Source organism: Bradyrhizobium sp. (assembly GCF_049581145.1).
Taxonomy (GTDB): domain Bacteria; phylum Pseudomonadota; class Alphaproteobacteria; order Rhizobiales; family Xanthobacteraceae; genus Bradyrhizobium.
In genome coordinates, this window is record NZ_JBAURI010000853.1 from 1 (window position 1) to 16,928 (window position 16,928).

General features: G+C 63.8%; 21 protein-coding genes. 18 read left to right on the forward strand and 3 right to left on the reverse strand.

The window, feature by feature from the left end; all coding sequences use genetic code 11:
- The 3 genes from WCB02_RS27950 to WCB02_RS27960 form a co-directional block, all read left to right on the forward strand.
- Positions 1–234 (forward strand): hypothetical protein (locus WCB02_RS27950; protein ID WP_423962989.1); only part of this gene is annotated, 234 nt, incomplete at its 5' end.
- Entirely contained in the window at positions 209–754 is a 546-nt protein-coding gene (locus tag WCB02_RS27955; protein ID WP_423962990.1) for a carboxymuconolactone decarboxylase family protein, read from the forward strand. The genes WCB02_RS27950 and WCB02_RS27955, both read left to right, overlap by 26 nt.
- A 164-nt stretch (positions 755–918) precedes the next feature.
- Positions 919–1,413, forward strand: coding sequence for a VOC family protein (locus WCB02_RS27960; protein WP_423962991.1), 495 nt, complete (start codon positions 919–921; stop codon positions 1,411–1,413).
- A gap of 298 nt (positions 1,414–1,711) precedes the next feature.
- Here WCB02_RS27960 and WCB02_RS27965 read toward each other — a convergent pair whose 3' ends face one another.
- Entirely contained in the window at positions 1,712–2,959 is a 1,248-nt protein-coding gene (locus tag WCB02_RS27965; RefSeq protein ID WP_423962992.1) for an MFS transporter, read from the reverse strand.
- A gap of 232 nt (positions 2,960–3,191) precedes the next feature.
- On the opposite strand from WCB02_RS27965, the gene WCB02_RS27970 reads away from it, so the two are divergent.
- Positions 3,192–5,297, forward strand: coding sequence for a prolyl oligopeptidase family serine peptidase (locus tag WCB02_RS27970; protein ID WP_423962993.1), 2,106 nt, complete (start codon positions 3,192–3,194; stop codon positions 5,295–5,297).
- Positions 5,298–5,310: 13 nt separating this feature from the next.
- Here the strand turns inward: WCB02_RS27970 and WCB02_RS27975 are convergent, their stop codons facing one another.
- Both WCB02_RS27975 and WCB02_RS27980 read right to left on the reverse strand, forming a co-directional pair.
- Complete coding sequence (locus WCB02_RS27975; RefSeq protein ID WP_423962994.1) at positions 5,311–5,994, reverse strand: DUF938 domain-containing protein; 684 nt, start codon at positions 5,992–5,994, stop codon at positions 5,311–5,313.
- Between the two features lie 98 nt (positions 5,995–6,092).
- Complete coding sequence (locus WCB02_RS27980) at positions 6,093–6,377, reverse strand: ArsR/SmtB family transcription factor (protein ID WP_423963007.1); 285 nt, start codon at positions 6,375–6,377, stop codon at positions 6,093–6,095.
- Between the two features lie 266 nt (positions 6,378–6,643).
- Between WCB02_RS27980 and soxC the strand changes: the two genes are divergently transcribed.
- The 14 genes from soxC to WCB02_RS28050 all read left to right on the forward strand — a co-directional run.
- Complete coding sequence (soxC, locus tag WCB02_RS27985) at positions 6,644–7,921, forward strand: sulfite dehydrogenase (protein ID WP_423962995.1); 1,278 nt, start codon at positions 6,644–6,646, stop codon at positions 7,919–7,921.
- Positions 7,905–8,579, forward strand: a complete 675-nt coding sequence (locus WCB02_RS27990) for a c-type cytochrome (protein ID WP_423962996.1) — start codon at positions 7,905–7,907, stop codon at positions 8,577–8,579. Before soxC ends, WCB02_RS27990 begins: the two co-directional genes overlap by 17 nt.
- A 34-nt stretch (positions 8,580–8,613) precedes the next feature.
- The gene (gene soxX / locus WCB02_RS27995; RefSeq protein ID WP_423963008.1) at positions 8,614–8,961 is read left to right on the forward strand and encodes a sulfur oxidation c-type cytochrome SoxX; all 348 of its coding nucleotides are present in this window, start codon (positions 8,614–8,616) and stop codon (positions 8,959–8,961) included.
- Positions 8,962–8,986: 25 nt separating this feature from the next.
- Positions 8,987–9,475 carry a thiosulfate oxidation carrier protein SoxY gene (soxY, locus tag WCB02_RS28000; RefSeq protein ID WP_423962997.1) on the forward strand — a complete coding sequence of 163 codons (489 nt, stop codon included), beginning with the start codon at positions 8,987–8,989 and terminating at the stop codon, positions 9,473–9,475.
- A gap of 18 nt (positions 9,476–9,493) precedes the next feature.
- Positions 9,494–9,805 carry a thiosulfate oxidation carrier complex protein SoxZ gene (soxZ, locus tag WCB02_RS28005; RefSeq protein WP_423962998.1) on the forward strand — a complete coding sequence of 104 codons (312 nt, stop codon included), beginning with the start codon at positions 9,494–9,496 and terminating at the stop codon, positions 9,803–9,805.
- 1 nt (position 9,806) lies between these two features.
- Entirely contained in the window at positions 9,807–10,670 is an 864-nt protein-coding gene (gene soxA, locus WCB02_RS28010; RefSeq protein WP_423962999.1) for a sulfur oxidation c-type cytochrome SoxA, read from the forward strand.
- A gap of 20 nt (positions 10,671–10,690) precedes the next feature.
- The gene (locus WCB02_RS28015; protein ID WP_423963000.1) at positions 10,691–10,990 is read left to right on the forward strand and encodes a hypothetical protein; all 300 of its coding nucleotides are present in this window, start codon (positions 10,691–10,693) and stop codon (positions 10,988–10,990) included.
- Between the two features lie 17 nt (positions 10,991–11,007).
- Positions 11,008–12,756, forward strand: coding sequence for a thiosulfohydrolase SoxB (gene soxB, locus WCB02_RS28020; protein WP_423963001.1), 1,749 nt, complete (start codon positions 11,008–11,010; stop codon positions 12,754–12,756).
- Positions 12,753–13,226: a hypothetical protein gene (locus WCB02_RS28025; RefSeq protein WP_423963002.1), complete on the forward strand. Its 474-nt coding sequence runs from the start codon at positions 12,753–12,755 to the stop codon at positions 13,224–13,226. Before soxB ends, WCB02_RS28025 begins: the two co-directional genes overlap by 4 nt.
- An 11-nt stretch (positions 13,227–13,237) precedes the next feature.
- Entirely contained in the window at positions 13,238–13,684 is a 447-nt protein-coding gene (locus WCB02_RS28030; protein WP_423963003.1) for a hypothetical protein, read from the forward strand.
- 40 nt (positions 13,685–13,724) lie between these two features.
- Positions 13,725–14,774, forward strand: coding sequence for an MBL fold metallo-hydrolase (locus WCB02_RS28035; RefSeq protein WP_423963004.1), 1,050 nt, complete (start codon positions 13,725–13,727; stop codon positions 14,772–14,774).
- A gap of 79 nt (positions 14,775–14,853) precedes the next feature.
- Complete coding sequence (locus WCB02_RS28040) at positions 14,854–15,009, forward strand: hypothetical protein (RefSeq protein ID WP_423963005.1); 156 nt, start codon at positions 14,854–14,856, stop codon at positions 15,007–15,009.
- A 107-nt stretch (positions 15,010–15,116) separates the two neighbouring features.
- Positions 15,117–16,349 (forward strand): MFS transporter, encoded by a 1,233-nt coding sequence (locus WCB02_RS28045; protein ID WP_423963006.1) that lies wholly within the window; start codon positions 15,117–15,119, stop codon positions 16,347–16,349.
- Between the two features lie 94 nt (positions 16,350–16,443).
- On the forward strand, positions 16,444–16,928 hold a 485-nt coding region (locus tag WCB02_RS28050), incomplete at its 3' end, for an amidohydrolase family protein (protein WP_423963009.1).

A 16,928-nucleotide genomic window follows, 5' to 3' on the forward strand; every position in this document is an offset into this window, starting at 1 on the left:
CATCTCGGCCGGGCAATTGGCCTCGAGCCAGGCGCGAGCATCGCTCCGAAATTTTTCCAGATCGGCCATGGCGTTTCCTTGTTTGGTCGTGTTGGATCGACCTTAGCCCGGGTCTGGCGAATTTCAATATGTCTTGCGCGCCGTGCGGCCGTTCGATTGGTCGAGTCGCGTCACGGGCCCGGGGTTGAAAACGAGAGAGGAAACCGGGATGCGGCTAAAATTGCCTTTGCCTGACGAAATGAGCCCAGAGCAGAAACAGACCTATGATGAGGCGGTCGCCGGCAAACGCGGCAAAGCGCCGGCGCCGATGATGGCCTGGCTCAATAGCCCCGAAATGGCGCGGCACGCCACGCGGCTCGGCGAGACATTGCGCTTCAACACGCAGTTTCCGCCCAAATTGTCGGAGATCGCGATCCTGGTCACCGCTCGGCACTGGACCGCGCATTACGAATGGTGGGCGCACAAGCGCCTCGCGCTACAGGGCGGGCTCGACGAAAAGGTCATCGACGCGATCCGCGATCGCCGCACACCGATCTTCGACGACCCCAAGGGCCAGATGATCTATAACGTCGCCAAGTCGCTGCATGAGGGCCATGGCCTCGCCAAGGGCCTCTACGACGACGCCATCAAGACGCTGGGCGAGCGCGGCCTGGTCGAGATCATCGGGCTGTGCGGCTATTACACGATGGTATCGATGACGTTGAACACCTTCGAGTTTGAGCTCCCCGCCGGCGAAGTATCGGAGCTTGCTTAGCGGCGGAGACCTCCTACCTGTCCCGGACGCGGGGCGCGACGCCCCCGCGGAGCCGGGACCCAGGCATTGCCTCGAATGGGCTCCGGATCAGCGGCGCGTCACGGCGCGATGGTCGGCGCGACGCGCAGCATCCGGGACACCAGACCTTTCGAAGGGAGCGCACCATGCCCGAAACCCCGCCCATCATCCCCGGTACCCGGATCGGGCACGTTCATCTCAAGGTCGCCGATCTCGAACGGGCGCTGTCGTTCTACTGCGGCGTGCTCGGTTTCGAGCTGATGCAGCGCATGGGCTCGAGCGCAGCGTTCATTTCGGCCGGCGGCTATCATCACCACATCGGACTGAACACCTGGGAAAGCAAAGGCGGCCATCCGCCGCCGCCCGGCTCCACCGGACTGTTCCATACCGCAATCCTGTATCCGACCCGGCCGGCACTCGCGGACGCCCTTTATCGGGTGCTGAGCGCAGGCATTCAACTCGATGGTGCCAGCGATCACGGCGTCAGCGAAGCGCTCTATCTGCGCGATCCCGACGAGAACGGGGTCGAACTCTACTGGGACCGGCCCAAGGAGTCATGGCCGCGCACCAACGACGGCTCGCTGGCGATGTTCACGCACCGATTGGACCTTGAGGATCTGCTGCGGCAGCGCCAGGCATGAGCGGCATGGCCGCCGTCGGGCTGCGACCAGAAGACAGACCCCGACGGAGTGAATGGCAACTCAGGGGAATCAGGCTTCCACCGTCACCGAAGTGTCAGCGATTGGCGTCAGGTCGCGACCTTGGTCGGATCATGGAAGAAGCGCTCGCGAGCGATCCGGTCGCCGCGCCATTCCTGCTGGCATCTTCGGTATAATAGCGATCGATTGCGCCGGCATGATCGCCGGATTCGACGACAGCGATGAACTCATCAGGGCGAACGCGGGACGGCATGTGACCTCCAAAAGCGTTGCGGAAGACCTAGATCCCCGGATCCGGAAATTCCGGCACCACCCGCAACCGGCTGCGCCGGCGCCGTGCCAGAGAGAGCAGCCCAAGCGACGTCAATCCCAGCACGACCGGCGGATAGACCACCATGTTCACCGCCGGCCAGCCGTAATTGGCCAAGAGCTGGCCGGAGGAGAACGATCCGAGCGCCATCATCCCGAACACCAGGAAATCGTTGAAGGCCTGCACCTTGTTGCGCTCCTGCGGCAGGTGCGTCTCCAGCACCAGCGTGGAGGCACCGATGAAGCCGAAATTCCAGCCGATCCCGAGCACCATCAAGGTCGCCCAGAAGTGCATCGCCGTCTGGCCCGAAATCCCAATGGTCGCGCCGAGCGCTTCCAGCGACAGCCCAAGCACGACCATGACCGGCGCGCCAAAGCGCGCGATCAGCGCGCCCGTGACGAAGCTCGGTGCGTACATCGCGACGATGTGCCACTGAATGGCGAAATTGGAATCGCTGAGCGAGAGACCGCACAGCTTCATCGCCAGCGGCGCCGACGTCATCACCAGGTTCATCATCGGATAGGCGATCACGCCACAAAGCGCGGCCGCGACGAAGCGCGGCTGCCGCACGATGTCGAGCAGCGGACGGCCGGCGTGGAGATCGGATGGCGCGGGCTTTGGCGCATCGACGCCCAGCAGAACAACCATCGCGACCAGTGCGACTGCGGCCTGCACCACATAGCTGAAGGCGAACAGATAAGGCGGCCAGACATCCATCGTCCACTGCACGAGCTGCGGGCCCAGCACGCCGGCAAACACGCCGCCCGCCATCACCCACGACACGGCCTTCGGCCGATAGGCGCTGCTCGCGCCATCGGCGGCGGCGAAGCGATAGGATTGCGACACCGAGCCATAGAGGCCGCCCAGGAAGGTCGCGCAGCAGAACAGCCAGAACGAGCCATGCAGGATGGCGAATGATCCGAGCAGCCCGGTCAGCACGCCGCAACCGGTGCCGAGGATGAAGGCGGTGCGCCGGCCTGAGCTGCGCGAGATCGCGCCGGTTGGCAAGGTTCCCGCGGCGAGACCGACCACATAGATCGAGATCGGCACTGTCGCCAGCGCGGCCGATGGCGCCAGGCTTGCGCCGATGATCGAACCGGTGGCAAAAATCACCGCCGAATTCGCACCGGTCAACGCCTGCGCCGCCGCGAGCCGCACCACATTGGCGCGCACGCGGGCGTCGTCGGTCATCTCTTCGGTCGCGGTCACGTCGATCATCAGCATTTCCGCCCAGACCTCGCCGGGCCTCGCCTATTCCTTGCGCCGGGATGCACCGTCACGATGCACTATGAGATGCACTATGAAGAGAGGCGGCGCGCCGATCAACCCGCGGCAACGGACAAAGGCCGGCAGGCAAAGCGCGTTTTACACGGTATGTTCAGGTGCGCTAACCAGGGCTCGCCGGTATCGCATCAATGACGCTGCGGACCGCAGCCCTGGAGTTCGAATCATGGACGATGTCGACGACCGGCCAACCCTTGCCGCCCCCGATGATGACCCGTATCTCTGGCTGGAAGACATCGAGGGCCCGCGTGCGCTGGATTTCGTGGAGCGGCAAAACAGGCTGACGCTGGAGAAATTCGCCGGCGCCGGATTCGAACGAGATCGCGCGACGCTGGCGGCGATCTATGACCGGCCGGACAATATCCCTTACGTCACGCGCCGCGGCGGCCAGCTTTACAATCTTTGGAAGGACGCAAGCAATCCGCGTGGCATCTGGCGCCGTACCACGCTCGAGAGCTTTCGCAAGTCCGATCCACAATGGGAAACGCTGCTGGATCTCGACCGACTAGCCGCTGAGGAAGGCGAGGATTGGCTCCTCAATGCGACGCAAACGCTGCCCGGAGCATCCTCGTGCGCGCTGCTGTCGCTCTCGCGCGGCGGCAGCGATGCCGTCACATTGCGCGAATTTGACATGGAGACCAAAAGCTTTGTCGCCGACGGCTTCGTGCTGCCGGAGGCGAAAAGCGGCGCGCAATGGCTCGACGCGGATACGCTGCTACTTTCGAGCGCCCTTGGCGACGGCATGGCCACGACCTCAGGCTACGCCCGAACCGTCAGGCTTTGGCGGCGCGGCACGGACGTGCATTCCGCGGCCGTGGTCTTCGAGACGGCCGTCGGCAACATGGCGGCATATGCAAGCATCGACCGCACGGGGCCGGTGCCGCGGGTTTGGTTCGTGGAGCGGTTGGATTTCTTCAATGTCAACATCTGGCTTGGTGACGAAGCCGGCGCGCGCATGAGGCTCGATCTGCCAACCGACATCTGGATGGAGGCCCATCAGGATTGGTTCGTGCTTAAACTGCGCAGCGCATGGACCGTCGGAGTTCGGACCTATGCACCGGACACGGTGCTCGGAATTGCGCTGTCGACATTTCTGGCGGGCGATCGCAACTTCACGACGCTGTTCGAGCCCGGACCGCGGCGGGCGTTGCAGGGCCTTTTCTGGAGCGCCGGCCGGCTCGTGCTGCCGATCCTCGACGAATTGCGTCCCGCCTTCGAGGTCTGGACGCCGCCTCAAGGATCGGTTCGGGAATCGGCTCAAGGATCCGTCCGAGCCTGGAGCCGCGACAGCCTGCCCGGACTGCCCGAGATCGGCACCGTCGACGTCTGGCGACTGGACGGACACGAATCCGAAAGCAACGGCGATCTGCTGGCCAATATCCAGGACCCGCTGACGCCGTCGTCATTGATGCTGATCGAAGGCATCGCAACGCCTGCGGTGTTGAAGCAGGCGCCGCGCACGTTCAACTCGGACGGGCTTGTGGTCACCCGGCACGAGGCCGTCTCGATCGACGGCGAGCGCATTCCCTATGTCCAGACCGGGCCGCAGGCCTTGACCGGCGATGCGCCGGTGCATCTCAGCGCTTACGGCGGCTTCGGGATTTCGCTGCGTCCGTCCTACAATTCGGCGCTTGGAAAATTCTGGCTGGAGCGCGGCGGCACCATGGTGCAGGCCAATATTCGCGGCGGCGGCGAGTTCGGCACGCGCTGGCACGACGCCGGCCGCTATGCCGGCAAGCGGCTCGCCCATGACGATTTTGCCGCGGTCGCCGCCGATCTCGTCGCGCGCGGCGTCACGCGTGCGGACCGGATCGCGGCCGAAGGCGGTTCGAATGGCGGCATCCTGATCTCCAACATGCTGACCCGCTACCCTGAGCGCTTCGGCGCGCTGTTCTGCACGATTCCATTGATCGACATGCGCCGCTACACCAAACTTCTGGCCGGCGCGAGCTGGATCGCCGAATATGGCGATCCCGACAAGCCGGACGAATGGGCCTGGCTCAAGACCTATTCCGCCTATCACGCCGCGAAGCCCGGACAGAAATATCCGCCGATCCTGATCGCCACCACGCGGCGCGACGATCGCGTGCATCCCGGACACGCACGCAAGATGGCGGCCAAGCTGCAGGCGATGGGCTACGAAGCCTATCTCTACGAACCCGCGGCCGGCGGCCACGGCTACGGCAAGGACAATACCGAGCGGGCCGCTTTTCAGGTGCTGGGGTTTGCCTTCATGAAGAGCAAGATCCGCTGGCTGGATGGCGGCGGATGAGAACCTCCGCGGCTCAATGCGCTTCCGAACCGGCAAAGATCAGAACGAGATTATTGGCCGGCATGTCCACGATCTCTTGCAGGGCAAGGCCCGCGCCTGACGCAAGCGCCTCGACGTCGGCGATGTCGCGCACGCCCCATTCCGGATTGCCGGCGCGCAGGCTCGTGTCGAACACCGCATTGCTGACTGCGGTATGCTGGCCGGCGCGCTTGAACGGCCCATAGAGAAACAGCCATCCGTCGCTGCGCAAATAACGGCCGGCGCCGAAGAATAGTCCCTCGGCGACGCGCCATGGCGCGATGTGGACCACATTGGCGCAGAACAGCGCCAGCAGGTCCTGCGGGCCGCCGCCATCCCGCATCTCGTCGCGCCACGCGGGATCGGACAGGTCGATCCGCCGCGGTGGCCGGATGTTGGCCAATTGCGCGTGGGCACGCCAGGCTTCGATGCTTTTCAGATGCTGCTCGTTGAGATCGCTCGGCCACCAGGTGATATCCGGCGCATGCCCGGCGAAATGCACGACATGCTGGCCGGTGCCGCTGCCGGCCTCCAGCACGTCGCCGGCTCGTCCGGCCAGGAACCGCTGCAGCACCGCCCAGATGGCCTGATGGTTGCGGTGGAATGCCGCGGCATCGAGCCGGCCGTCCGGCTCGACCGGCCGGCCCTCCTTTCCGAACTCGACGACGTAATCTGCCATCAGGGCTCCACCAAAAATGCGAGCTTCCGCATATGTCGATCTGAAACGATGGCCGGGCTACAAGCGATGATGGCCTGACGCGCGATCGTTCCGTGCCTTCATTTCAGATCGCCACAATAGATCTGCTTGAGCGTCTGCAGAAGCAGCAATGTGCGCCGGTCGGCAACGCTATAGTGCAATGTCTGCGAGGCCCGCCGGAACGTTACCATACCGTCGGCACGCAGTTTCGCCAGATGCTGGGACAGCGCCGACTGGCTCAATTCCACGGCCCTGACGAGTTCTCCAACCGTCATCTCGCCTCGCGCAGCCAGAAAGCAGAGGATCAGCAGGCGTTTTTCGTTGGCAAGCAATTTCAGGTGCTGTGCGGCGTCGGCGGCCTGCATGACGAGCTTCTTCAACGCGACCGCGCTGGCCGCGTCGGCGGCCGCCGGCACCGCCTTGGAATTTGCTGCAGCTGCTCTCATGGCTAGAGGTCCTGATCCGGGGTTCCGCTCGCGAACAGCCCTTTTCTGCATGCTATAATGGTCCCCATTGTTTAGCATTGACTAATTTAGATACCGACGATATACCATCCGTCAACAATGAAAACTTGCGGCCACTCGCCGCGAAGCGAGGAAACGTGCAGCTCCCGCCAGGGCGCAACGCGCCTGTGGTATCAACGCGTGCAGGCGTCAACAATCCGCTGGGCCGCCGCACGTTTCTCACGCTCGGTGCAGCGCTGACCGGAAGCCTGGCGGTCGGTGCACGACCAGGCAACGCCGGGACAGCGCCCGCTTCCCCGCCTTCGGAACCATCATGGTCGCAAAGTATCGGCGCGGGAGTCGTCGATCGGCCGTATGGCCGGCCCTCCGACTTCGAGGCCGGCGTCATCAGGCGCAACGTGCCGTGGCTCACGGCGGGCACCGAATCCTCCGTCAGCTTTTCACCGCTGCAGGACCTGCAGGGCATCATCACGCCGAACGGCCTGTTCTTCGAGCGCCATCACGCAGGACGCCCCGATGTCGATCCGGATCAACACCGGCTCATGATCCACGGTCTGGTCGAGCGGCCGCTGATCCTGACCATGAAGGAGATCGCGCGTTTTCCCTCGGTGTCGCGCATCCACTTCGTCGAATGCCCGGCCAATGGCGGCATGGAATGGCGCGCCGCGCAGATCAACTCTCTGCAATTCAACCACGGCATGGTCTCCTGCGCGGAATGGACCGGCGTCAGGCTGTCGACGCTGCTCGAAGAGGTCGGGATCAAGCCAGGGGCGAAATGGGCGCTGGTCGAGGGCGCGGACGGCGCGCATATGAACCGCAGCCTGCCGCTCGACAAGTGCCTGGACGATTGCCTCGTCGTCTATGCCCAGAACGGTGAGGCGCTGCGGCCCGAGCAGGGTTACCCGCTGCGGCTCGTGGTGCCGGGCTGGGAAGGCAACGTCAACATCAAGTGGCTGCGCCGGATCAAGCTCGGCGACAAGCCTTGGTTCTCCCGCGAGGAAACCTCGAAATACACCGACCTGATGCCGGACGGCACGTCGCGCGGTTTCACCTGGCTGATCGACGCCAAATCCGTGATCACCTTCCCGTGCCCGGAAAAGCCGCTTGGCGGCCCGGGGCTCTATGAGGTTCGGGGATTGGCGTGGACCGGCAGTGGCAAGGTCAAGCGGGTCGATGTCTCCACCGACGGCGGCGTCAATTGGCAGACCGCGCAACTCCATGAGCCGGTGTTGTCGAAGGCGCTGACGAAATTCACACTGCCCTGGCAGTGGAACGGGCAGCCGGCACTGCTGGAATCACGCGTGATCGATGAAACCGGCTACGTGCAGCCGACCATTGCCGAGCTGCGCAAGCGGCGCGGCACGAATTCGGTCTATCACAACAATTCGATTCAGACCTGGCAGATCAAGCCGGACGGGAGCGTGTTCGATGTCCAGCTCGCGTAGGCTTCCCCTGCTGCTGAGCGCCGGCGTGATCGCCGCCGCAGGCGCTTTTGCGAGCGCGGCAGAGCCCGGGCATTTTGGCTATGGCCAGAGAGCCACACCCGAGCAGATCGCTGGATGGGATATCGACGTGCGCGGCGACGATGGGATGGGCCTGCCGGCCGGCAAGGGCACGGTCGAGAAGGGCTCCCAGGTCTTCGCGGACCAGTGCGCCGCCTGTCACGGGACCTTCGGTGAAGGCGAAGGCCGCTACCCGAAGCTCGCGGGCGGCACAGGTACGCTCCGAGATGACCGGCCGGAGCCCACGGTGGGCAGCTATTGGCCCTTTGCGCCGACCCTGTTCGACTATATCAACCGGGCGATGCCGTTTCCCACGCCGCACACATTATCCGCGGATGACGTCTATGCCTTGACCGCCTATATTCTGAACCTCAACGACATCGTTCCGAATGATTTCGTTGCCGATCGCGAGAGCTTGCCGAAGGTCAAAATGCCCAATCGCGACCATTTCACCTGGACCGATCCGCGACCCGACACCGAGGCGACGTCATGCATGAATGCCTGCACCGGACCGCTCGGGGTCAAGATCACTTCCACCGCAGAGGGCAAGGATCTTACGCCGCGCACGACCGGACCGCTCGACACGATGCAATCGCAATAGAACCGCGGGACGCGCCTTGACCCATCATCATCGCATGAAAACTGCCTTGATCGCAGTGCTCGCGTTGACCGACGCGGCCGCGATCGACGTCGACGCCGCATGTGCGCAATCGACGGTCGCCGCGGGTGAGACGCTGGCGTTCGACCGCGGCAAGGGCAATTGCCTGACCTGCCACGACATCAAGGGCGGCGATCTGCCGGGCACGATCGGGCCGGCCTTGAAGGACATCAAGAGCAAATACCCCGATCGCAACGACCTCGTCGCCATCGTGACCGACGAGACCAGGCGTAATCCCTCGACCATGATGCCGCCATTCGGACGAAATCGCGTTCTGACCGAACAGGAGATCAACGACATCGTGGATTTTCTGCAAACCCTATGACGGCTTCCTCCAGGAGACTTCGCCCATGACGACCGCTGACGACAGATTTTGCACCACGCGCCGCCTGATCCTGAAAGGCGCGGGGTCCGTCGCGCTGATCGGTCTCGGCAACCTTCCGTCCGGCAGCGCCTTCGCCGCAGCCAACGACAAATACCCCGAGGATGCGTTCAAGCAGAAGAGCGACGCCGATGCGATCAAGAGCTTGTACGGCGGGACCGCGGAGGCTTCCGACAAGGTCAAGCTCGACGCGCCGGAGATCGCCGAAAACGGCGCGGTGGTCCCGATCTCGGTCACGACCACGCTCGACAACGTCACCTCGATCTCGTTCCTGGTCAGCGAAAATCCCAACGCGCTGGCCGCATCTTACCGGATTCCCGAGGGCACGCTGCCGAACGTGGCCAACCGGCTGAAGATGCAGAAGACCAGCAACGTGATCGCGATCGTGGAGGCCGGCGGCAAGCTCTACAGCGCGACCAAGGAAGTCAAGGTTACCGTTGGCGGCTGCGGCGGCTGATTTTAGGGGAATTCTGACATGGCATCCACGATTCGCATCCGCGCGATTTCAAGCGGCGATACCACCGAAGTGCAGTCATTGGTGCAGCATCCGATGGATTCCGGCTACGTCAAGGATGCGCAAGGCGCCCTCATCCCGGCGCACTTCATCCAGCAACTGACGTTCGAACACGACGGCAAGGTCGTTTTTCTGGCCGACTGGGGCCCGGCTGTCTCCAAGGATCCGTACGTCAAGTTCTCGTTCAAGGGCGCCAAGAAGGGCGACGATCTCAAGATCAGCTGGGTCGACAACAAGGGCGCGACCGACGCCATCACCGCCAAGATTCAGTAGAATGAAGCCGCCCGCTTCGATCCTGTTTGCCTCCGCGGCGCTGGCGCTTGCCGCGCTGATGATCGTCGCGCCGCGCGCGGTCGCCGCCGGAGCGCCGGATCCCGCGGCCGACGCCAAGGCGTTCCGCGATTACTTCGTCAAGAAGTTTCCGCAAGTGAAGCTGGAGGATTTCGTCAACGGTCCTTATTCGATGAATCAGGACATGCGAAAGCAGTGGGAAGACATCGAGCAATTCCCACCTTATCAATTCGCGCTGGACGCCGGCAAGGAGATGTTCGGAAAACCCTTCAGGAACGGCAAGAGCTACGCGGATTGCTTTCCGAACGGCGGTATCGGCATCCGGCAGGACTACCCCTATTTCGACGAGAAGCAAGGCAAGGTCGTCACCCTCGAACTCGCCCTGAACCGCTGCCGCGAGGCCAACGGCGAAGCGCCCTATTCCTATGTCAAGGACGAGATGGCCTCGCTGACCGCCTATATGGCGTTCACCTCTCGCGGCAAACCGATGGACATCAAGATCCCCAACGATCCGCGCGCGCTCGAGGCCTATCAGGACGGCAAGCAATACTTCTATACCCGGCGCGGCCAGCTCAACTTCTCCTGCGCGAGCTGTCACGTGCAAAGCCCGGGCGAGCGTCTTCGGGCCGAAATTCTCGCGCCCGCGCTCGGCATTCTCAACGCGATGCCGATCTATCGCTCGGAATGGAGCGGCATGGGCACGACCAGCCGCCGCTTCGTGACCTGCAACAGCCAGACCCGCGCCGTGCCGCTTGAGCCGCAATCCGACGAATACCGCAATCTCGAATATTATTTGTCTTACCTCAGCAACGGGCTGCCGATCTCGGGCCCGGGCGCACGGCCATGAGCGGCGATCGGAGAGCCCGGATGCGCGCGCTGCTCTTGATCGTTCTGGTCGCCGCCTCGGCGCCGGCCTTCGCGGCAAGTTCCGAGACCGATTTCAAGACGGCTTACGCCGCTGCCGAGGCCGCCGAGAACGAGGCGAGCATTTTGCGCAACCGATGGACCACGACGGAAACGACGCTCGCGGAGGCAAAAAAGGCCGCGGCCAGCGGCGATTTCGACAGCGCGGTGGCAGCCGCGAAGGAGGCCGAAGCGCTGGCGAACGCTTCGATCTTCCAGGCGACCAGCGAGAAAGAGCGCTGGCAGGATATTGAAATCCACTAACGTCTGGGAGAGTCGCGATGACCATCCGCCGCCGGGATTTTCTCAAGATGACGAGCGCTGCCGCGCTTGCCGCCGGCCTGTCGCGCCGATCGCGCGCCGCCGACGCGAGCGGCATCTATGACCTGGAGCGCTTCGGCAATGCGCGCGTGCTGCACATGACCGACACGCATGCGCAGCTCAAGCCGGTCTATTTCCGCGAACCCAGCATCAATCTCGGCATCGGCGCCATGCAGGGGCGGCCGCCGCACCTGGTCGGGGGCGCCTTTCTCGACCATTTCGGCATCAAGCCCGACAGCGCCGAAGCCTATGCCTTCACCTGCCTCGATTTCGAGAAGGCCGCAGTCCGCTTCGGCAAGCTCGGCGGGTTCGCGCATCTGAAGACGCTGATTGATCGGCTGCGCAGCGAGGTCGGCGCGCGGCGCTCGCTGCTGCTCGACGGCGGCGATCTCTGGCAGGGCACAGGCCTTGCCAACACCATGAAGGGTGCCGACATGGTGGAAGCGGCGAACTTGCTCGGTATCGAGGCCATGACCGGCCATTGGGAATTCACCTATGGCGAAGACGCGTTGCGCGCGAACCTGGCGCGTTTCAAGGGCGAATTCCTGGCCCAGAACGTGTTCCTCACCGAGGAGGCGGCTTTCGACGACGCCAAGGCTTTCGATCCCGCTTCGGGACGCGTGTTCAAGCCGGCGATCATCAGGGAGATCGGCGATTACCGTGTCGCCGTGATCGGGCAAGCCTTTCCCTACGTACCGATCGCCCATCCCAGGCGCTTCACGCCGGACTGGACCTTCGGCATCCGCGACGATGAGCTGCAGAAGCTCGTCGACGCGCTGCGCGGCACGGACAAGGCCGACGCGGTGATTCTGCTCTCGCACAACGGCATGGACGTCGATCTCAAGCTCGCCGGCCGCGTCAGCGGCATCGACGTCATTCTCGGCGGTCACACCCACGATGCCGTTCCGCAACCGATCCCGGTGAGCAACGCTGGCGGCATCACGTTCGTCACCAACGCCGGCTCCAACGGAAAATTCCTCGGCGTGCTCGATCTGGACATCGCAAAGGGCCGGGTCGGCAACGTGCGCTATCGGCTGCTTCCTGTCTTTTCGGATATGCTGAAGCCGGATTCGGAGATGCAGGCGCTGATCGACAGATTGCACGCGCCGCATCAGTCGGCCCATGCCGAGAAGGTCGCGACTGCGGACCACCTGCTTTATCGGCGCGGCAATTTCAACGGCACCGTGGACCAGCTGATCTGCGACGCATTGCGCGCCCAGTTCGGCGCCGAGATCGCGCTGTCTCCGGGATTCCGCTGGGGCAACAGCGTTCTGCCCGGCCAACCGATGACGATGGACGACGTGCTGTCGGAGACTGCGGTCACCTATCCGGAGACCTACGTGCAGAGCATGACCGGCAGCCAGATCAAGGACGTGCTCGAGGATGTCTGCGACAATCTCTTCAATGTCGACCCCTATCACCAGCAGGGCGGCGACATGGTCCGCGTCGGCGGCATGACTTACGCCTGCACGCCGGCCGAGTCGGTCGGACGCCGCATCTCCGAGCTGCGGCTCGACGACGGCCGTTCGCTCGAAGCCGGCAAGAGCTACAAGGTGGCGGGCTGGGCTTCAGTCAACGCTCAACAAGGCATGCCGGTATGGGACGTTTTTGCAAACCATCTCCGCTCTGGACAATCCTCCGCGCTCCGCGACAGCGGCGTCATCTTGCGGGGCGTCGAGAACAATCCGGGCATCGTGGGGCAGGGATGAAGCTCGAACGGGCCTCTCCGGCGATCGTTGCCGCACTGTTTGTGGCATTGACGACGACAGCGCAGTGGCCTGCGGCCCGCGCCCAGCAGGCCCCTCCGCTGCAGGACAAGCCGTTCGCCGAACACAAGATCGTGCTGCAACTCTCCGACGACGCTCAGAACAAGCAGGCGCTCGTCATCAGCGTGGCCTACAATCTCTTGAAGGCCTACGACCCTGACAAGGTTGCGATCGAAGTGGTGGCATTCGGTCCCGGAATCGAACTCCTGCGAACCGCCAACGCCAACCGCAAGCTGATCGAAAGCCTGATCGCGCAGGGCGTGCGTTTCGACGTCTGCCTCAATACCGTAAATACAGTCGAGCGCGAAACCGGCAAACGGCCGGAGATCATTCCCGCCGCGACTCCGGTCCAGGTCGGCGTCGGGCAGATTCTGCGCCTGACCGAGAACGGATATACGTTGGTCCGGCCCTGAGGAGTTTCGTGATGCTACGCCGCCTTGCAACCGCAGCCCTGTTGGCGATCGCCCTTGTGTCGAGCGCGCTCGCCGCCGACGCGAAAACCCATCACGTCGCGATCCAGGTCGACCAGAACGACCCGCAGGTCATGAACCTCGCGCTGAGCAACGCCACCAACGTGATCGAATATTACCGCGGCAAGAACGAGGACGTGGACATCGACATCGTCGCCTATGGTCCGGGCCTGCATATGCTGCGGGTCGATACCTCGCCAGTCAAGGATCGCCTCAAACGCCTCAAGGACATGATATTTCCAGGCAAGATCCAGCTATCCGCCTGCAACAACACCAGGCTGGGCATGGAGAAGGCGGAGGGCCATGCGGTCGCGCTGGTCCCTGAAGCCGCGCTTGTTCCCTCCGGCGTCGTTCATTTGATGGAATTGCAGGAGCAGGGCTGGAGCTATATCCGCCCCTGATGTGCTAATCTTGGAATCACCTTCACGGCGGCAAGCGCCCATGATCTTTCGTCAGCTCTTCGACAGCGTCTCCGGGACCTACAGCTATTTGCTGGCGAGCCGCGCCGGCGGCGAAGCCTTGATCATCGATCCCGTGCTGGAGAAGGCCGACCGCTATTGCCAGTTGCTGCGCGAGCTTGACCTCAGGCTGGTCAAGGCTATCGACACCCACCTGCATGCCGACCACGTCACCGGCCTCGGCGAGCTGCGCGACCGCACCCGCTGCGTCACCATCATGGGCGAGCAGAGCAAGGCCGACGTGGTGGCGATGCGGGTCGCCGACGGCGACGAGGTCACGATCGAGGGCTTGTGCCTCGACGTGATGTACACGCCCGGCCACACCGACGATTCCTACAGCTTTCTGATGGGCGACCGCGTCTTCACCGGCGACACGCTGCTGATCCGCGGCACCGGCCGCACCGACTTCCAGAACGGCAGCGCGCGGGCGCAATATGATTCGATTTTCAACCGGCTCCTGAAACTGCCCGAGGAGACGCTGGTGTTTCCGGCGCACGACTACAAGGGCGATACCGTCTCCACCATCGGCGAAGAGAAGCGCTACAATCCGCGCCTGCAGGTGGGATCGGTCGACGACTACATCGAGCTGATGGCCAATCTGAAATTGCCCAATCCGAAGATGATGGACACGGCGGTACCCGCCAACATGCATGTCGGCCTGCACCAGGCCGAGCTCGAAAAGCTCGGTGCTTCGTTGACCGCGTGGCAGGCGATCGAGAGCCTTGGCCGGCCCGACATTCTGCTGGTCGATCTGCGCGAGAGCACCGAGCGCATCAAGCACGGCACGCTCGCCGGCGCGCTGCACGCGCCCTACCCGTCGATCGCCGACAATCTTCAGCGCGGCGGCATGTTACGCGAGGTGGCGGCGGCGACCGGACGCCGCATCGTGTTCTTCTGTGCATTCGGTGAACGCTCGGCGATGGCGGTCGCGGCGGCCAAGGCGGCAGGTCTCGCCAATACCGCGCACATCGCCGGCGGCATCGATGCCTGGAAGAAGGCCGGCGGGCCGGTGCTTCAAGGCCAGGCCGCTTGATCGACGTCAAGCCGAACCGCGGCGACGGCCGCTAGAGAGAGCTTCAGTCTGCGGTCCAGGGAGAGGTCCGAGGGAGCACATGATCACGATCGGCAAGAAGCACGAGCCCGCCAAGCCGGCGGAGGACAAAACCAAGCAGCCGCCACCTCCGCCGCCTGCTGACGACGATTTCGAGGATGGCGATATCTGCACTCCGAAGCGCGACCGTACCGGCAACGACGACGAGCCGCTGTAGCTGCTCCTATTGCGGCGCCCAAGGCTGCCATGCGGCGCCGTTCATGGACAAATTGCGGCTTGTACCGATAGTTTGTCGACCCTCACCACGCGGATTCTCTCGGGGCCATGGCCGACATTCTCGCCGCATCGCAGCAAATGAAGGCCGACTCGTCGCTGCGCACGCTCGGTCTGATTTCGGCCGCGCATTGGGTCAGCCATTTCCATCTGCTGGTGCTGCCCATGCTGTTTCCATTTCTGAAACAGCAACTGGGCGTCGGCTATGTCGAGCTCGGGTTCGCGCTGACCGTCCTGGCCGTCACCTCGGGCCTGACCCAGGCGCCGCTCGGTTACATCGTCGACCATATCGGCGCGCGAAAGATCCTGCTGACCGGGCTCGCCCTCGGCGGCTGCGCGCTGATCCTGCTCGGCCTGCATTTGAGCTACGCCAGCCTGATCGCGGGCGCCGTGCTGCTCGGACTTGCCAACAGCGTCTATCATCCCGCCAATTACGCGATCCTGTCAGAGCACATGAACGAAGCGCGGATGGGACGCGCCTTTTCGATTCATACTTTCGCAGGTTTTCTCGGCAGCGCGATGGCGCCGGCGATCGTGGCCGCGCTGGTGAGCACGATCGGCGGCCTCGGCGCCCTGATCGTTGCGGGCATGGTCGGCGTGGCGACCTCGTTATTGTTGCTGCTGGCCGGCGTTCCCGATGCCGGCGCGCACCACAAGCGGGCGCATGGCGCCAGGCTGCCGCAAAAGAACATCATCACGCCGGCGCTGATCGTGCTCACGATCTTCTTCATGCTGCTTGGCCTCTCCAGCGCCGGGATCAGCAATTTCGGCGTGGTGGCGCTGATGGGCGGCTATGGCACCTCGTTCTCCTCGGCCAACCTGGCGCTGACCGCCTATCTCGGCGCGAGCGCGGCCGGCGTGCTGGCCGGCGGCTTTCTGGCCGACCACACCGAGAAACATGGCCAGGTTGCGGCCGGCTGTTTTGCCGTCAATGCCGCAATCATGCTCGTCATAGCAACGGTGGGGCTGCCGTCGCTCATGCTGACGGCGGCGATGACGACCGCCGGGTTCCTCGGCGGGGTGATCGCGCCCTCGCGCGACATGCTGGTGCGAAACGCGGCGCCGGCGGGCGCCGCGGGACGCGCCTTCGGTCTCGTCTCCACCGGCTTCAATTTCAGCGGGATTTTAAGCCCGCTGCTGTTCGGCTGGATCATGGACCAGAATTTTCCGCATTGGGTGTTCGGTACATCCGCCGCCTTCATGGTGCTGACGGTCGCGCTTGCGCCATTCACGGAGCGAAGGCAGCAAAGTCGCGCCGCCGATCCCGAACCGGCGCAGCCCTGAACCGCGTCGGGGGCGGTTGACACCCCCGGCCTGGCGCCGATGATACCGGCAATCAGCAAAAACCCGGGGAAGCAACGCCATGACCGCAAATCTCATGACCGCGAATCCAGACCTCGTGATCCGCGGCGGCACCATTGCAGACGGACGCGGCGGCGATTTGTTCGAAGCCGATATCGCCATCAGGGACGGCCGCATTGCCGAAATCGGCAAGGTGTCGGCCACCGGCAAGGAGGAAATCGACGCCAAGGGCAAGCTGGTGACGCCGGGCTTTGTCGACGTCCACACCCATTATGACGGCCAGGTGACCTGGAGCCAGGAGATCACGCCGTCCTCGCAGAACGGCGTCACCTCCGCGATCATGGGCAATTGCGGCGTCGGCTTCGCGCCATGCCGCGTCGACGATCATCTGCGGCTGATCCAGTTGATGGAAGGCGTCGAGGACATTCCGGAGCCGGTGTTGAGCGCCGGCATCCCTTGGGCCTGGGAGAGCTTTCCGGACTACATGGACTGGCTCTCCAAGCGCAGTTTCGACATCGATGTCGGCGCGCAGCTGCCGCATGCGGCGCTGCGGGTCTATGT

Coding starts and splice junctions, on each gene's coding strand:
- WCB02_RS28045 (WP_423963006.1), top strand. CDS start 15,117: ATGGCCGACATTCTCGCCGCATCGCAGCAAATGAAGGCCGACTCGTCG.
- soxZ (WP_423962998.1), top strand. CDS start 9,494: ATGGCATCCACGATTCGCATCCGCGCGATTTCAAGCGGCGATACCACC.
- soxA (WP_423962999.1), top strand. CDS start 9,807: ATGAAGCCGCCCGCTTCGATCCTGTTTGCCTCCGCGGCGCTGGCGCTT.
- WCB02_RS27980 (WP_423963007.1), bottom strand. CDS start 6,377: ATGCAGGCCGCCGACGCCGCACAGCACCTGAAATTGCTTGCCAACGAA.
- WCB02_RS28015 (WP_423963000.1), top strand. CDS start 10,691: ATGCGCGCGCTGCTCTTGATCGTTCTGGTCGCCGCCTCGGCGCCGGCC.
- WCB02_RS28040 (WP_423963005.1), top strand. CDS start 14,854: ATGATCACGATCGGCAAGAAGCACGAGCCCGCCAAGCCGGCGGAGGAC.
- WCB02_RS28030 (WP_423963003.1), top strand. CDS start 13,238: ATGCTACGCCGCCTTGCAACCGCAGCCCTGTTGGCGATCGCCCTTGTG.
- WCB02_RS27990 (WP_423962996.1), top strand. CDS start 7,905: ATGTCCAGCTCGCGTAGGCTTCCCCTGCTGCTGAGCGCCGGCGTGATC.
- WCB02_RS27975 (WP_423962994.1), bottom strand. CDS start 5,994: ATGGCAGATTACGTCGTCGAGTTCGGAAAGGAGGGCCGGCCGGTCGAG.
- WCB02_RS28025 (WP_423963002.1), top strand. CDS start 12,753: ATGAAGCTCGAACGGGCCTCTCCGGCGATCGTTGCCGCACTGTTTGTG.
- soxB (WP_423963001.1), top strand. CDS start 11,008: ATGACCATCCGCCGCCGGGATTTTCTCAAGATGACGAGCGCTGCCGCG.
- WCB02_RS27965 (WP_423962992.1), bottom strand. CDS start 2,959: ATGATCGACGTGACCGCGACCGAAGAGATGACCGACGACGCCCGCGTG.
- WCB02_RS27955 (WP_423962990.1), top strand. CDS start 209: ATGCGGCTAAAATTGCCTTTGCCTGACGAAATGAGCCCAGAGCAGAAA.
- WCB02_RS28035 (WP_423963004.1), top strand. CDS start 13,725: ATGATCTTTCGTCAGCTCTTCGACAGCGTCTCCGGGACCTACAGCTAT.
- soxY (WP_423962997.1), top strand. CDS start 8,987: ATGACGACCGCTGACGACAGATTTTGCACCACGCGCCGCCTGATCCTG.
- soxX (WP_423963008.1), top strand. CDS start 8,614: ATGAAAACTGCCTTGATCGCAGTGCTCGCGTTGACCGACGCGGCCGCG.
- WCB02_RS27970 (WP_423962993.1), top strand. CDS start 3,192: ATGGACGATGTCGACGACCGGCCAACCCTTGCCGCCCCCGATGATGAC.
- WCB02_RS27960 (WP_423962991.1), top strand. CDS start 919: ATGCCCGAAACCCCGCCCATCATCCCCGGTACCCGGATCGGGCACGTT.